The 14,280-nt window shown below is 71.9% G+C and carries 12 protein-coding genes; 9 read left to right on the forward strand and 3 right to left on the reverse strand.

Features of this window, described 5'->3' with window-relative positions; translation table 11 throughout:
• Positions 1-81: 81 nt before the first annotated feature.
• Both ABZ865_RS19615 and ABZ865_RS19620 read right to left on the reverse strand, forming a co-directional pair.
• A complete protein-coding gene (locus ABZ865_RS19615; RefSeq protein ID WP_361231603.1) occupies positions 82-306 on the reverse strand; it encodes a hypothetical protein in 225 nt (74 codons plus the stop codon).
• Positions 307-520: 214 nt separating this feature from the next.
• The gene (locus tag ABZ865_RS19620) at positions 521-3,493 is read right to left on the reverse strand and encodes a BTAD domain-containing putative transcriptional regulator (protein ID WP_361231605.1); all 2,973 of its coding nucleotides are present in this window, start codon (positions 3,491-3,493) and stop codon (positions 521-523) included.
• A 190-nt stretch (positions 3,494-3,683) separates the two neighbouring features.
• On the opposite strand from ABZ865_RS19620, the gene ABZ865_RS19625 reads away from it, so the two are divergent.
• The 6 genes from ABZ865_RS19625 to ABZ865_RS19650 all read left to right on the forward strand — a co-directional run bounded on the left by ABZ865_RS19625 (position 3,684) and on the right by ABZ865_RS19650 (position 11,033).
• Positions 3,684-4,922, forward strand: coding sequence for an amidohydrolase family protein (locus tag ABZ865_RS19625; protein WP_361231607.1), 1,239 nt, complete (start codon positions 3,684-3,686; stop codon positions 4,920-4,922).
• Positions 4,919-5,842, forward strand: a complete 924-nt coding sequence (locus ABZ865_RS19630) for an LLM class F420-dependent oxidoreductase (RefSeq protein WP_361231609.1) — start codon at positions 4,919-4,921, stop codon at positions 5,840-5,842. The genes ABZ865_RS19625 and ABZ865_RS19630 overlap by 4 nt, the downstream gene beginning before the upstream one ends.
• 8 nt (positions 5,843-5,850) lie before the next feature.
• Positions 5,851-6,621, forward strand: coding sequence for a glucose 1-dehydrogenase (locus ABZ865_RS19635; RefSeq protein ID WP_361231611.1), 771 nt, complete (start codon positions 5,851-5,853; stop codon positions 6,619-6,621).
• 89 nt (positions 6,622-6,710) lie between these two features.
• Positions 6,711-7,829: an LLM class flavin-dependent oxidoreductase gene (locus ABZ865_RS19640; protein WP_361231614.1), complete on the forward strand. Its 1,119-nt coding sequence runs from the start codon at positions 6,711-6,713 to the stop codon at positions 7,827-7,829.
• Between the two features lie 13 nt (positions 7,830-7,842).
• Complete coding sequence (locus tag ABZ865_RS19645) at positions 7,843-9,573, forward strand: D-aminoacylase (protein ID WP_361231616.1); 1,731 nt, start codon at positions 7,843-7,845, stop codon at positions 9,571-9,573.
• Entirely contained in the window at positions 9,570-11,033 is a 1,464-nt protein-coding gene (locus ABZ865_RS19650) for an aldehyde dehydrogenase family protein (RefSeq protein ID WP_361231618.1), read from the forward strand. Before ABZ865_RS19645 ends, ABZ865_RS19650 begins: the two co-directional genes overlap by 4 nt.
• A 21-nt stretch (positions 11,034-11,054) precedes the next feature.
• Here the strand turns inward: ABZ865_RS19650 and ABZ865_RS19655 are convergent, their stop codons facing one another.
• On the reverse strand, positions 11,055-11,450 hold the full coding sequence (locus ABZ865_RS19655) for a nitroreductase family deazaflavin-dependent oxidoreductase (RefSeq protein ID WP_361231620.1): 396 nt from the start codon (positions 11,448-11,450) through the stop codon (positions 11,055-11,057).
• Positions 11,451-11,611: 161 nt separating this feature from the next.
• Between ABZ865_RS19655 and ABZ865_RS19660 the strand changes: the two genes are divergently transcribed.
• The 3 genes from ABZ865_RS19660 to ABZ865_RS19670 all read left to right on the forward strand — a co-directional run bounded on the left by ABZ865_RS19660 (position 11,612) and on the right by ABZ865_RS19670 (position 14,262).
• Entirely contained in the window at positions 11,612-11,986 is a 375-nt protein-coding gene (locus tag ABZ865_RS19660; RefSeq protein ID WP_361231622.1) for a hypothetical protein, read from the forward strand.
• Between the two features lie 515 nt (positions 11,987-12,501).
• On the forward strand, positions 12,502-13,647 hold the full coding sequence (locus ABZ865_RS19665; RefSeq protein WP_361231624.1) for a peptidoglycan-binding protein: 1,146 nt from the start codon (positions 12,502-12,504) through the stop codon (positions 13,645-13,647).
• 27 nt (positions 13,648-13,674) lie between these two features.
• Positions 13,675-14,262, forward strand: coding sequence for a protease inhibitor I42 family protein (locus tag ABZ865_RS19670; RefSeq protein WP_361231626.1), 588 nt, complete (start codon positions 13,675-13,677; stop codon positions 14,260-14,262).
• Positions 14,263-14,280 lie beyond the last annotated feature (18 nt).

Genomic DNA, 14,280 nt, shown 5'->3' on the forward strand with positions numbered 1-14,280 from the left:
TTGATGATCGCCTTTGAACACACCTCGGCCGCGACGGCTCCCCCTCCGCGCCGCCGCGGCCGATCCCCCGTGTTGTCCGGCTCAGGCGGGCTCGGACGTGATGTGGGTGTTGTCCGGAGTGGCCGTGCCATCGCCGGCTGCCAGCTCGGCGTCCGTGATGTGGGTGTTGAGCGGCTTGATGTCCGCGCCGGCCTCGGCATCGGTGATGTGCGTGTTGAGCGGCTTGACCTCGGTGCCGGCCGTGGCGTCGGTGATGTGGGTGTTGTCCGGCTTGACGACCGGCTGGTCCTTGGTGGTGTCGCTCATCAGGTGCCTCCCCTTGGAGTTGCGTTGCAGCTGTGGCGGGCCCATCCGGTCACTCCCCCGAGGGTGGCCGGATGGGCCACTGGAGTCGCCCACTCTAGATCGCGAGTGAGGCGGCCTCGCCGACTGGGCCGTCTGCCCCCCGACGGAACGGCCCGACACCAAGAGAGTGCCGTGGCGCGATAAACGATCGATGAACGCCGCGACCGTGGCCAGGTCAGGCTGTGGCGGCCGGGGCCAGGAGCGCTTGGACCTCCGCTGCCTCAGGGGAGTTCAGCCGCTCGTAGATCTCCAGCGCCTCGCGCCAGCAGACCTGGGCCCTGCCGGTCTGCCCGATCCCGTTCAGGGCCTTTCCGAGTACGGTCAGCACGTTGCCGCGTCGCCACTCGCCACCGATCTCCTTGAGCGGCGTCAGGGCCATCTCGGCGTTGGTGGCCGCCTGGGCCGGCCGCTGGGCGCGTAGGTCCACCTCGGCAAGCCGGTAGAGGGTCATCCCCTCCCACAGGCGCTGCCTGCTGGCGCGGAAGACGAGGAGGGCTTGCCCCAGATGCGCGCTGGCGTCGGCCAGTTGGCCGCTTTCGCCAAGGGCCAGTCCCAGGGCGTAGTGGCCGTTGGCCGCCTTCAGGGAGTGACCGAGCTCCTCGTACATCTCGGTGCCCTGCCGCGCGAGATGCACGGCGCTGTCCGGCCGGTCCGTCTGCAGGTGCAGACGAGAGAGGTTGCACAGCGCCGCTGCCGCGCCGGAGAGGTCGCCGCAGGCGCGGAAGTCGGCGATGGCACGCTCCAGGTATGCCTCGCCCTCGGCATAGCGGCCCTGGTAAAAGGCGAAGGCGCCGAGGATGTTCGCCGCCCAGCAGCACGGCAAGGGGTCGCCGGCAGACTCCGACAGGGCCAGTGCCTGTCGTGCTTCCTCATAGGCTTGGGTGAACTGTCCGGACCAGTGGCGGGCGTTGGCCAGTACAAGGATGGCCCGGCCCTCGGCGCGAAGGTCGGAGGCGGCATGAGCGGCGTCACGCAGGGCCGCGCCGACCGCCTCGTACTCCTTGAAGTTCGCTCCCGACTCCGCGAGGTCGACCGCCGCCCACAGCAGGTCGACGGCGCGCCGCAGCGTGGCGCCGCTGGACGACTGCCGTACGCAAGCCAGAAGCGGCACTGCTTCGGCGTAGAGCCAGTCCTGCGCGGCGCGGCGATCGGGGAAGACCAATCCCGAGACGCCCGTCTTCTCCAGATGGTCCACGAGCCTGTCCCCTGGCCGCTCGGCCGCGTAGACCCCCGCCGCCGTCGCCAGGTAGAAGTCCAGCAGCCGCGACATCGCGGCGTCCCGCTCGCTGGGTGGCTGTTCGTCGCGTTCCGCGCACGCACGCGCGTAGAGGCGGACCAGGTCGTGGAAGCGGTAGCGGCCGGGGGCGGCGGATTCCAGGAGGGAGGTGTCGACCAGGGATTCCAGCAGGTCTTCCGTGTCCTCCACCGGGAGGTCGAGGACGGCGGCCGCGGCGGCCAGGGACATGTCCGGGCCGTCGGCCAGGCCCAGCAGGCGGAAGGCGCGGGCCTGGGCCGGTTCCAGTTGGCCGTAGCCCAGTTCGAAGGTGGCCTTCACCGCGAGGTCGCCGGCCTGCAACTCGTCGAGGCGGCGGCGTTCGTCGGCGAGCTTGGCCGCCAGGACCGAGACGGTCCAGGTGCGGCGGGCCGCGAGGCGCGACGCGGCGATGCGGATGGCCAGGGGGAGGAAGCCGCAGGCGCCGACCACGTCCAGCGCCGCCTCCCGTTCCGCCGCGACCCGTTCCTGGCCCACGATCTTCGTGAACAGGGCCAGTGCCTCGTCCGGTGACATCACGTCCAGGTCGACCAGGTGGGCCCCGGCCAGGTCCACCATGCGGACCCGGGAGGTGACCAGGGCGGCGCAGCCCTCCGTGCCGGGGAGCAGGGGGCGTACCTGGGCCGCGTCCTTCGCGTTGTCCAGGAGGACCAGCACCCGACGGCCGTCCAGGACCGAGCGGTACAGGGCCGCCCGCTCCTCCAGGGAGTCCGGAATCGCCGAGTCCGCCGTGCCCAGGGCGCGCAGGAAGGAGCCGAGGACCGTCTCCGGTTCGGCGGGGCGATGGCCGGCGCCCTGAAGGTCGACGTAGAGCTGGCCGTCGGGGAAGGAGGAGCGTGCGCGGTGGGCGACGTGGACCGCCAGAGTGGTTTTGCCCACGCCCCCGATCCCGGCCAGTGCCGACACCGCCATCACGCGGCCCTCCGCCTCCGATGCCGAGGCCAGCACCTCGCTCAGCTCGCCCACGAAGGCGGCCCGTCCCGTGAAGTCTGGGACCGAGGCAGGGAGTTGGGCCGGGCGCACCTGGACCACGGGTGGTTCTGCCGCAGGGGCCGAGGGTTCCGCCAGGGCCGGGTCGGCCTGGAGGATGCGCTGCTGGAGTTCCCTGAGCCCGGGGCGCGGGTCCACGCCCAGTTCCTCCGCCAGCAGGCGCCGCGTGTCCGCGTACACCGCCAGCGCCTCGGCCTGGCGGCCGCTGCGGTACAGGGCCAGCATCAGCAGCTCGCGCAGCCGTTCCCGCAGGGGGTGCGCGGCCGTCAGCGCCGTCAGCTCCGAGACCGCCTCCGCGTGGCAGCCCTGTTCGAGGTCCATGTCGAGGCGGGACTCCAGCAGTTGGAGCCGCCACTCCTCCAGCCGGACGCGCTGCGCCTCCGCGTAGGGGCCGGGGACGCCGGCGAGAGGCTCGCCGTCCCAGAGGTCCAGCGCCTCGCTGAGCAGGGAACGCGCCCGGCACAGGTCACCCGCCCCGCGCGCCTTCTCCGCCTCTCCCGCGAGCTCCTGCGCCACGGCCAGGTCCAGCGCGCCCTCGGCCGGCGCCCGCACCGCGTACCCGCCGGACTCGCTGACCAGGACGCCCGGGTCCAGGACCTTCCGCAGGCGTGAGGCGTACGTCCGCAGTGCCGCCAGGGCCTGGGACGGCGGCTCGGTGCCCCAGAGCGCGTCGATCAGCTCCGCCGCCGTCGCCGTACGGCCCTCGCGCAGCAGCAGGGCGGCCAGCAGGGCGCGCTGCTGAGGGGAGCCGGTGTTCAGCGGTTCCCCGCCGCGCCAGGCCCGTACCGGACCGAGCACGCTGAAGCGCGATGCCGCCGGCTCCGCGATGGCACTGGCCGCGGAGCCGGGACGCCGCTGCTCAGGTACTCGCGGCCGACCTTCCATGCGTTCGCCCCCCCTAGGCATCACGAACAACCCCGTCAGTTTGCCTTGTTCCGGGCAGTTGCGTCAGCCGTGGGAGACCCCGATCACAGGGTGGCACGCGTGAGTCCACAAGGCCCTCACAACCTCTCCGCGCCCGGCAGACCCGAAACAGGAGCTGACGGACCGTCAGATCGGCGCTACCGTGAGCCTCATGGAGACCTCGACGACAGCGACCTTTCCTCTGATCATCTCGGTCGACGACCACACCGTTGAGCCCGCCGCCGTATGGCAGGACCGCCTCCCGAAGCGGTACCTGGACACCGGTCCGCGCATCGTCCGCGCCCCCCTGAAGGAGATGTCCTTCCTGGGCGGGCGCTTCAAGCCCGTCATGGGCGAGCCGGGCGGCGCGGACGGTCCCCTCGGGGACTGGTGGGTGTACGAGGACCTGTGCCGCCCCCTCACCCGCCTCGACACCGCCGTCGGCTACAGCAGGGACGACATCAAGCTCGAAGTGATCACGTACGAGCAGATGCGGGCGGGGTCGTACGACGTCCCGCAGCGCCTCGCCGACATGGACGTCAACCACGTCCAGTCCGCCCTCTGCTTCCCCACCTTCCCCCGCTTCTGCGGCCAGACCTTCACGGAGGCGGAGGACAAGGACCTCGCGCTTCTCTGTATCCGTGCCTACAACGACTGGATGGTGGAGGAGTGGTGCGGCCCCGAGGCGCACGGGCGGCTGATACCGCTCACCCTCATCCCGCTGTGGGACGCCGAACTGGCGGCCCAGGAGGTGCGGCGGAACGCCGAACGCGGGGTCCGGGCCGTCGCCTTCTCCGAGATACCCCCGCACCTCGGCCTCCCCTCCGTCCACACCGACGCCTGGGACCCGTTCCTCGCGGCCTGCGACGAGACCGGCACGGTCGTCGCCATGCACATCGGCTCCAGCAGCCGGATGCCCTCCACCTCCGCCGACGCCCCGCCCGCCGTCGGCTCCACCATCACCTTCGCCAACTGCTGCTTCTCGATGGTGGACTGGCTGATGAGCGGCAAGTTCGAGCGCTTCCCGAACCTGAGGATCATGTACGCGGAGGGGCAGATCGGCTGGATCCCGTACATCCTGGAGCGCGCGGACGTGGTCTGGGAGGAGAATCGGGGCTGGGGCGGGGTCGCCGACAAGGTCCACCGGCCGCCGTCCGAGCTGTTCGCCGGCCACGTCTACGGCTGCTTCTTCGACGACGCCTTCGGCCTTCGCAACCTCGACTCCATCGGCGTCGGCAACGTCCTGTACGAGACCGACTACCCCCACTCCGACTCCACCTGGCCGAAGTCCAGGGAGGTCGGCGAGGCCCAGATGGGGCACCTGCCGGCGGACGTGGTCGAGCGGATCGTCCGAGGGAACGCCATCGAGCTGCTGGGGCTGACCCCGGACGGCCTGTGGAGCCCCCGGTGAGCCTCGCGTACGGCATCCAGCTGCCCGTGCAGTCCCAGAGCACCCTCTACACGGAGGGCTGGGAGGCCGCCGCCGGGCCCGCCGACCTGGTCGAGGTCGCCCGGGCCGTGGACCGGGCCGGGTTCGACTACCTCGCCTGCTGCGACCACGTGGCGATCCCGCGCCGCCTCGCGGACGCGATGAGCACGGTCTGGTACGACCCCGTCGCCACCCTCGCCCACCTCGCCGCCGTGACCGGGCGGGTACGGCTGCTCAGCCATGTGGCCGTCGTGGGCCTGCGGCATCCCCTGCTCAGCGCCAAGCAGTACGCCACCCTCGACCGGCTCTCCGGGGGCCGGCTGATCCTGGGCGTGGGGGCCGGGCACGTGCGGGAGGAGTTCGAGGCGCTGGGGGTGGACTTCGAGCGGCGCGGCGCCGTGCTCGACGAGGTGATCGACGCCCTGCGGGCCGCCCTCGGACCGTCGGAGTTCCCCGAACACCACGGCAAGCTCTACGACTTCGAGGGGCTCGGTCAGCGCCCCCGGCCCGCCCAGGAGCACGTCCCGCTCTGGGTCGGCGGCTCCTCTCCCGCCGCCGTCCGCCGGGCCGCGCTGAAGGGCGACGGCTGGCTGCCGCAGGGGGATCCCCGGGACCGGCTGCCCGCTCAGATCGACAGGCTCCGGCGCCTCCGCGCCGAAGCGGGCATCGAGGCGCCCTGCACCATCGGCGCCATCACCGAGCCGCTGTACGTCGGCCGGGTCGGCTGGGAGGTCGGGCGGCGCACCCTGACCGGGGCCCCGGACGAGATCGCCGAGTCGCTGCGGGCCTACCGCGCGATGGGCGTGCACCAGATCCAGGTGCGGTTCCGCAGCCGGAGCCGTAGCGAACTCATCGACCAGATCCACGCGTTCGGGGCGGAGGTCGCGCCCCGCCTGACCTGAGGAGCGGCATGGGCAAGCTGGACGGGCGCGTCGTCATCGTCACCGGGGCGGCGCGCGGGCAGGGCGAGCAGGAGGCGCGGCTCTTCGTCGCGGAGGGCGCGCGAGTCGTCGTCGCCGATGTGCTGGACGACCTCGGTGGGGCCCTCGCCAAGGAGATCGGGGCGACCTACGTCCACCTGGACGTGGGCGTGGAGGAGGAGTGGAAGGCCGCCGTCGCCGCCGCGAAGAAGGCGTACGGCCGGCTCGACGGGCTGGTGAACAACGCGGGCATCCTGCGCTTCAACGCCCTCGTGGACACCCCGCTCGACGAGTTCATGCAGGTCGTGCAGGTCAACCAGGTCGGCTGCTTCCTGGGGATGAAGACGGTCGCACCGGAGCTGGCCGACGGCGGGACCATCGTCAACACCGCGTCCTACACGGCGCTGACGGGCATGGCGGCCGTGGGCACGTACGCCGCCACCAAGCACGCCGTGCTGGGACTGACCCGGGTGGCCGCGCTGGAGCTGGCGAGCCGGCGGATCCGGGTCAACGCCATCTGCCCGGGCGCGATCGACACCGCGATGTCGAACCCGGCCCGGCTGGACCCGGACGCCGACCCGGAGGAGATGAGCCGGGCCCTGGACGAGCTGTACCGCAAGCTGGTGCCGCTCGGGCGGGTGGGGCAGCCGGAGGAGGTGGCCCGGCTGGCGCTCTTCCTCACCTCGGACGACTCCTCGTACATCACCGGGCAGCCGTTCGTGATCGACGGGGGATGGCTGGCGGGGGTCAGCGTCATCTGACAGGCCGTCATCTATTGACGAATCTGACGCTACGTCAGAAAGTTCGTAGGACTCGTAGGAACCACCTGGACTTGGGATGGTGAACCGCCGTGGAATTCGGGCTCTTCGTACAGGGATACGTGGGCAAGCGCGCCGAGACCGACCCGCTGGCCGAGCACAAGGCGCTGATGGAGGAGACCGAGTACGTCATCCAGGCGGACACGTCAGGCTTCAAGTACGCCTGGGCCTCCGAGCACCACTTCCTGGAGGAGTACTCGCACCTCTCCGCCAACGACGTCTTCCTCGGCTATCTCGCCCACGCCACCGAGCGCATCCACCTGGGCTCCGGGATCTTCAACCCCCTCGCCCAGGTCAACCACCCGGTCAAGGTCGCCGAGAAGGTCGCCATGCTGGACCACCTCAGCGAGGGCCGCTTCGAGTTCGGCAGCGGGCGGGGCGCCGGCAGCCATGAGATCCTCGGCTTCCTCCCGGGGATCACCGACATGAACTACACGAAGGAGATCTGGGAGGAGACCATCGCCGAGTTCCCGAAGATGTGGCTCCAGGACGAGTACGCCGGCTTCCAGGGCAAGCACTGGCAGCTCCCGCCGCGCAAGGTGCTCCCCAAGCCGTACGGGAAGTCGCACCCGGCGATGTGGTACGCCGCCGGGTCTCCGGCCTCGTACGCCATGGCCGCGAAGAAGGGGCTCGGCGTGCTCGGCTTCAGCATCCAGAAGGTCTCCGACATGGAGTGGGTGCTGGAGCAGTACAAGACGGCGGTCGTGAACGCGGAGCCGGTCGGGGACTTCGTCAACGACAACGTCATGGTGACCACCACCGCCATCTGCGCGCCGACGCACGCCGAGGCGATCGAGATCGCGGTCAACGGCGGGCTGCACTACCTGCCGTCGCTGGTGTTCCGGTACCACGACACGTTCCCCCGGCCGGAGGGCTTCCCGGTGTGGCCGGAGACGCTGCCGCAGTACACGCCGGAGTTCGTGGAGCTGCTCGTGGAGGAGGAGCTGCTCATCTGCGGGGATCCGGACGAGGTGCTGCGCCAGTGCAAGCGGTGGGAGCAGGCGGGGGCGGACCAGCTGAGCTTCGGGCTGCCGGTGGGCGTGCCGAAGGAGGAGACGCTGCAGACGATCCGGCTGATCGGGGAGCACGTGATCCCGAAGATCGACACGGATCCGGTGCACCGGACGTCGCGGTTCCGTCAGGCCGTATAAGGGGGCTCCCGGCATGCTGGACCACCTGATCAAGGGCGCGACCGTCGTCGACGGGACGGGAGCGCCCGCGTTCACCGCCGACGTCGGCATACGGGACGGTCGTATCGCCGTCGTCGGCAAGGTCACCGAGGACGCCCGTACGGCCGAGGACGCGCACGGCCTCGTCCTCGCCCCCGGCTTCGTCGACCCCCACACCCACTACGACGCCCAGCTCTTCTGGGACCCGTACGCCACGCCCTCCCTCAACCACGGGGTGACGACGGTGGCCGCCGGGAACTGCGGGTTCACGCTCGCGCCCCTCAACCCCGACCGTCCCGGGGACGCCGACTACACCCGGCGGATGATGTCGAAGGTGGAGGGGATGTCCCTGGTGGCGCTGGAGGAGGGGGCGCCGTGGAGCTGGCACTCCTTCGGTGAGTATCTCGACGCGCTGGAGGGGCGGATCGCGGTCAACGCCGGGTTCATGGTGGGGCACTGCGCGCTCCGGCGGTACGTCATGGGGCCCGACGCGATCGGCGGGCAGCCGAGCGAGGAACAGCTCGCGGAGATCGTCCGGCTGCTCCACGAGGCCATGGACGCCGGGGCCTGGGGGTTCTCCACCACGCAGTCCGGCACCCATTCCGACGGCGACGGGCAGCCGGTCGCCTCCCGGCATGCGCGACCGGCCGAGCTGCTGGCGCTGGCCCGGGCGGTCGGGGAGCACGAGGGGACGCAGATCGAGGCGATCGTGGCCGGCTGTCTGGATCAGTTCAGCGACGCCGAGATCGATCTGTTCGTGGAGCTGAGCGCGGTGGCCGGGCGCCCGCTGAACTGGAACGTCCTCACCGTCGACGCGGCCGTGCCGGAGCGGGTGCCCCGGCAGCTGAGCGCGAGCGAGCGGGCGCGGAAGGCGGGCGGGCGCGTGGTGGCGCTCACCATGCCGATCCTCACCCCGATGAACATGTCCCTGGGCACCTTCTGCGCCCTCAACCTCATCCCCGGGTGGGGGCCGGTCCTCGGGCTGCCGGTGCCGGAGCGGATCGCCAGGCTGCGGGACCCGGCCGTCCGGGCCGAGATGCTGCGGCGGGCCCGGTCGAAGGAGGCGGGGGTCTTCCGGCGGCTGGTGAACTTCGGGCGGTACGTCATCGGGGACACGTACAGCGAGGCCAACCGCGGGCTGACCGGCCGGGTGGTGCGGGACGTCGCCGCCGAGCGCGGGCAGGACCCCTTCGCCTGCCTGGTGGAGATCTGCGCCAACGACGAGCTGCGTACGGTGCTGTGGCCGATGCCCACCGACAACGACCCCGCCTCCTGGACCTTGCGCGCCGAGACCTGGCAGCACGAGGACGTGCTGCTCGGCGGCTCGGACGCGGGCGCGCACCTGGACCGGATGTGCGGGGCGCCGTACACCACCCGGTTCCTCGGGGACTGTCTGCGCGGCCGGAAGCTGGTGGGTCTGGAGCAGGCGGTCAGGATGCTGACGGACGACCCGGCGCGGCTGTTCGGGCTGCGCGAGCGGGGCCGGATCCGGGAGGGCTGGCATGCGGACCTGGTGCTGTTCGACCCGGAGCGGATCGACGCGGGTCAGGCCACCCTGGTGCACGACCTGCCGGGTGACAGTCCGCGGCTGGACTCGAAGGCGCTCGGGGTGCGGGCCGTGTGGGTCAACGGGGTCGAGGCGATCCGGGACGACGTGGTGAGCGGGGCCGTACCGGGCCGGGTGCTGCGCTCGGGGCGGGACACCGGGACGGTGAGCACCAGGTGAGCGGCCAGGTGAGCGAGGGGCAGCGGCTGTTCGTCGGCGGGGAGTGGGTCGAGCCGGACGCCGGCTTCTACCCGGTGATCGACCCGGCCACCGAGGAGACCGTCGGGCAGGCCCCGGAGGCCTCGCCGGAACAGGCGCGGGAGGCCTGCGCGGCGGCGCGGGAGGCGTTCGGGCGCTGGTCGCGGACCCGGCCGGAGGAGCGGGCTGCGGTGCTCGGGCGGGCCGCGGAGATCGTCCGCGAGCGGCTCGTGCCGTACGCCGAGCTGGCGCGGGCCGAGACCGGGGCGACGACCCGGACGGCGCGGGCGATGCAGGTAGGTGTCGCCGCGGCCCGCTTCCGCCGGTACGCCGGCGTGGAGCCCGCCGAGTGGGCGATCGCCCCGCAGATCAACGAGGCCGGCCCGATGGGGAGGGCGGGCGTGATGGGCGCGCTCGCGGTACGCCAGCCCGTCGGCGTCGTCACCTGCGTCACCTCGTACAACAACCCGTGGGCCAACCCGGCGGGCAAGGTCGCCCCGGCCCTCGCCATGGGCAACACCGTGGTGGTGAAGCCGGCCCCGCAGGACCCGCTGTCCGTGTACCGGATGGCCGAGGCGCTGGAGGCGGCCGGAGCGCCGCCGGGCGTGCTGAACGTCGTCTCGGGGCGCTCGGTGGCCGTGGGGGAGGCGGTGGTGGCCTCCGACGACGTCGACATGGTCAGCTTCACCGGCTCCACGGCCGTCGGACGGCGCATCGCCGAGGTGTGCGGGCGGGACATGAAGCGCCAGCTGATGGAGCTGGGCGGGAAGGGCGCCGCGCTCGTCTTCGACGACGCCGACCTGGCCTCGGCCGTGGCCGGCATCGGCACGACCTTCTCCTTCTACAGCGGCCAGATCTGCACGGCACCGACCCGGGTCCTGGCCCAGCGGGGCGTGTACGACCGCCTGGTCGAGCAACTGGCCGCGTACGCCGACCGCTTGAAGGTGGGGGACCCGCGTGAGCCGGACACGGTGGTGGGCCCCCTGATCTCCGCCGAGCACCGGGCGCGCGTGGAGTCGTACGTCGAACTGGGCCGCAAGGAAGGCGCGACCGTGGTCACCGGCGGCGAACGCCCGTCCCTGGAGCGGGGTTTCTACGTCGCCCCCACCCTCCTCGCCGATTGCACGAACGACATGCGGGTGGCCCGGGAGGAGATCTTCGGCCCGGTGGTCGCGGTCATCCCCTTCGACGAGGAGGACGAGGGCGTGGCCCTCGCCGACGATTCGGACTACGGCCTGATCGACTACGTCTGGTCGTCCGACGTCGCCCGCGCCTTCCGCGTCGCCCGCCGCCTGCGCGCCGGCGGCGTCGGCATCAACACCGTCGGCCGCAACATGGAAGCCCCCTTCGGCGGCTTCAAGAAGAGCGGCGTCGGCCGCGACGTGGGCTCCTACGCTCTGCACGCGTACAGCGAGGTGCAGTCGATCGTGTGGCCGGGGTGAGCCGGACACATCAGGGGAACCTCAGTCCTCCAGGTCCACCCGTACGGTCAGCAGGTCGACGCCGAGTGCCCGTACCGCCGCGCTGTTGAAGCGGGGCAGGGAGCGCAGGCGGGCCGTGGCGTCGTCGTCCGGGAGGAGGTGGGCGGTGCCGTGGTGCCAGCGGCCGCCGATGCGGACGCGGACCTTGGGGTCGGCCTGGATGTTGCGTACGTACTGCGACTTGTAGCCGAACTCCGACACCAGCCAGAAGGCGTCCCCGACCCGCCGGCCGCCCACCGGCGTGGTCCGGGGCAGCCCGGACGTGCGGCCGGTGGTCTCCAGGAGGGTCTGGAACGGCAGCCGCCGGTTGAGCGGGTTGGCGACGTACCGCTGGAAGCGGGTGACGATGCGGTGCTTGAGGTCGGCGTTGCGTGACATCTCTCGGGCTCCCGTGCTCTCCTCCACGGGCGGCGTCCGGACGTGTGCCCCGCGTGGATGCTGTGTGGGCCCCGTGCGGGGCGTGAGCTGTATGGACCGTCGTACGACTGGTGCGTGTTAGCCTCCCCTGCGATCATGACCGGTCGCAACGGGGGAACGTGATGGGCGCGTCGTCGGACGGCTACACGGTCAGGTCCGGCATGTCCGGGCCGGCGAAGGAACTGGACGGCGCGGGCGACGACGCGGGACGCATCCGCGCGGCGGTCCAGACTCCGATGTGCTACACGCAGGACGCCCTGGGCGGTGCCGAGGTGAGCGAGGCGTTCAACGCCTTCGCCGCCGCCTGGGACGCGGACGCGTCCACCCTGGGGGCGGCGCTGCACGAACTCGGCGACAAGATCCGCCTCTCCAAGAGGGCTTACTCCGGCAGTGACCACGGGGTCGCGGCCCAGGCGCACGCCGTGTCCGTCGGGGTGAACGGCGCCACCGCGCTGCCGGTGTCCGCCGACCGCCTGTCGGCCCTGTCGGGCTACTGAGGGCGGCACGGTGACGGGACTGCTGGGGCCGCTGGACCCCATGGGCGCCATGGGCCCCTTGGTCTCCCTGGAGACTCCGGCCGGTCGCCGTTCCTGGCTGGCCGAACTGTGCGAGAGCATCCCCAAGGCCGGATCCAAGAACGATCTGCTGGACCGGATCGACGAGGCGCTCTTCGTCTCCGCGCCGGTGGGCGACACGGCGACCCTCGATTCGCTGGGCCGGCGCTACCGCGGCCAGGTCGACGAAGCCGGGGACCTGCACGACCGGGTGCACAAGGTGGCCCGCAAGCGGCTGCCGGAGGTCTGGGTCGGCGACACGAGCGTGCTCGCCTCCGCCGCGGTGGGCGCCGCCGCCCGGGCCGCGACGAAAATGGCCGAGGCCTTCGAGGGCGGCGGGAAGGCGCTGCTCGCACTGGCCGACGCGCTCGGGCACGCGCAGCAGCGGGATGCCGACGGCCGTGCCAGGCTGCAGCGTGGCGAAGCGGCAACTCGGCGACAGGGACGGCTTCTTCGACATGCTCGACACCCTGATCGAGACCGAGGAGGAGAAGCGAGACCTCGCGGCGGCCCGGGCCCCCGCCGCCGACGGGGTCACGCTCATGCACGACGCGGCCGCCGCCGCGGACGACGCCGTCCGTGCCGCGGTCCGTGACCTGAACAAGTGGGCGGCCGAGGCACGCGCCGGCAAGATGCGCACCGGCGAACTGACCGCGGTCGACCGGCTGATGCTCGCCGACACCAGCGGGGCGGCCGGCGCCGCCGACTACAACGAGATCCTCACCGCCGACGAGCTGGAACGCTCGGGCCGGGCCCTCGAGAAGCTGCCGCCGGCCGACCGGGCCCGCATGGAGCGGCTCCTGGCGAACGCGAAGTCCCCGCAGGAGAAGGCATACCTGATGAAGGCCCTCGCCGCCGGCCACGGCGTCGACGACGTCGAGACGTTCGGCGGGAAGATCCACGGCAAGGACCCGGCCTGGCTGCAGCGGCACCTGTCGCCGATCGTCACCCAGGGGGACAGCCTCAAGGACGAGGGGACGGACCCCGGCAACGGCGCCAACATCAACACCGACCTCCAGAGCTTCGACGGCCAGCAGTGGGCCCAGGGCGGCGACGGCCGGGAGGGCACCTGTGTCGCCTCCACCACGGTCACGGCCCGGGCCATGGTCGACCCCGTCTACGCTCTCGGACTCACCGGCGGCCCCGGCGGCCAGGAGGACGACCCGGCGGCCTTCCGGCGGCGGCTGGTGGACGAACAGCACCGGATGCACCAGGAAGGTCACGGCGAGGCCCACTGGAACGGCATGGACCTGAAGGGCCAGACCGAGATCTCCAACAAGGAGATCAGCCCGGAGACCGGAAGCTCCTACGCACTGCACGAGGTCCGGGACGCGGACTCCCGGCGCACCATCCTGCCGGAGATCGAGAAGGCGGTGGCGGACGGCAAGCCGGTGCCCTTCGACGCCGAGGGGTACGAAGCGGACGGCACGCGTCACGGGCACTCCATGATGATCGTCGGCCAGGAGGGCGACAAGCTGGAGATCTACAACCCGTGGGGCAAGACCACGTGGGTCAGCGAGGACGACTTCGTCAACGGCGGCATGGCGAAGGCCAGCGACAGCCGGCTGCCGAACGCGTACGCCGTGCACCTCCCTCAGGACTGAAACACCACAAGGAACCAGCGGATCACCATGACGTCACGCGCACCCCTCCTCGGCTCGGCCGTCCTCGCCTGCCTGATCGCCCTCACCGGCTGCGGCGAGCAGGGCGGGACCAGCACGACCGCCACCCCCAGCGCGTCGCCCACCCCCAGCGTGTCGGCGGCTCCCACCGCGACCGGCACCGGCAAGGCCACCGCCGAGTACGGCCTGGAGCAGCGGACCGTCACCGTCGAGCCGGGCGAGGAGTTCTCCCTCACCGTCCCGTCGGCCGCGACCCTGGGCGAGCACTGGTACCTCGCCGACCCCGAGCCGGACGCGGCCGTGCTGAAGCACCGGGGCGACCGGGCGTCCGGCGACGACAGCGACATGATCGGCAGCACCGGAGGCACCCAGTCCTTCAACTTCACCGCCCTGGCGAAGGGCAGGACGACGGTACGACTGCTGTACTGCCCCCTGGACACGTGCACCGGCCCCGGCCCCCACGACCGCTCCACCCTGACCCCCACCCCCACCGGCACGGCATCCAAAAGCCCTGCGTCCCCGTCCCCGTACCCCACCCTGACCGCCACTCCGCGCGCCCAGGCCGGCTTCTACGTCTTCACGATCACGGTCCGCTGACCCGCACCGGAACCGAGG

Origin of the sequence: Streptomyces sp. NPDC047085 (assembly GCF_040643735.1) — a bacterium.
Taxonomy (GTDB): domain Bacteria; phylum Actinomycetota; class Actinomycetes; order Streptomycetales; family Streptomycetaceae; genus Streptomyces.

What these genes read in the sequence shown, in the direction of transcription:
- ABZ865_RS19655 (WP_361231620.1), bottom strand. Translation starts at nt 11,450, where the DNA reads ATGTCACGCAACGCCGACCTCAAGCACCGCATCGTCACCCGCTTCCAG.
- ABZ865_RS19660 (WP_361231622.1), top strand. Translation starts at nt 11,612, where the DNA reads ATGGGCGCGTCGTCGGACGGCTACACGGTCAGGTCCGGCATGTCCGGG.
- ABZ865_RS19635 (WP_361231611.1), top strand. Translation starts at nt 5,851, where the DNA reads ATGGGCAAGCTGGACGGGCGCGTCGTCATCGTCACCGGGGCGGCGCGC.
- ABZ865_RS19620 (WP_361231605.1), bottom strand. Translation starts at nt 3,493, where the DNA reads ATGGAAGGTCGGCCGCGAGTACCTGAGCAGCGGCGTCCCGGCTCCGCG.
- ABZ865_RS19625 (WP_361231607.1), top strand. Translation starts at nt 3,684, where the DNA reads ATGGAGACCTCGACGACAGCGACCTTTCCTCTGATCATCTCGGTCGAC.
- ABZ865_RS19645 (WP_361231616.1), top strand. Translation starts at nt 7,843, where the DNA reads ATGCTGGACCACCTGATCAAGGGCGCGACCGTCGTCGACGGGACGGGA.
- ABZ865_RS19670 (WP_361231626.1), top strand. Translation starts at nt 13,675, where the DNA reads ATGACGTCACGCGCACCCCTCCTCGGCTCGGCCGTCCTCGCCTGCCTG.
- ABZ865_RS19615 (WP_361231603.1), bottom strand. Translation starts at nt 306, where the DNA reads ATGAGCGACACCACCAAGGACCAGCCGGTCGTCAAGCCGGACAACACC.
- ABZ865_RS19665 (WP_361231624.1), top strand. Translation starts at nt 12,502, where the DNA reads ATGCTCGACACCCTGATCGAGACCGAGGAGGAGAAGCGAGACCTCGCG.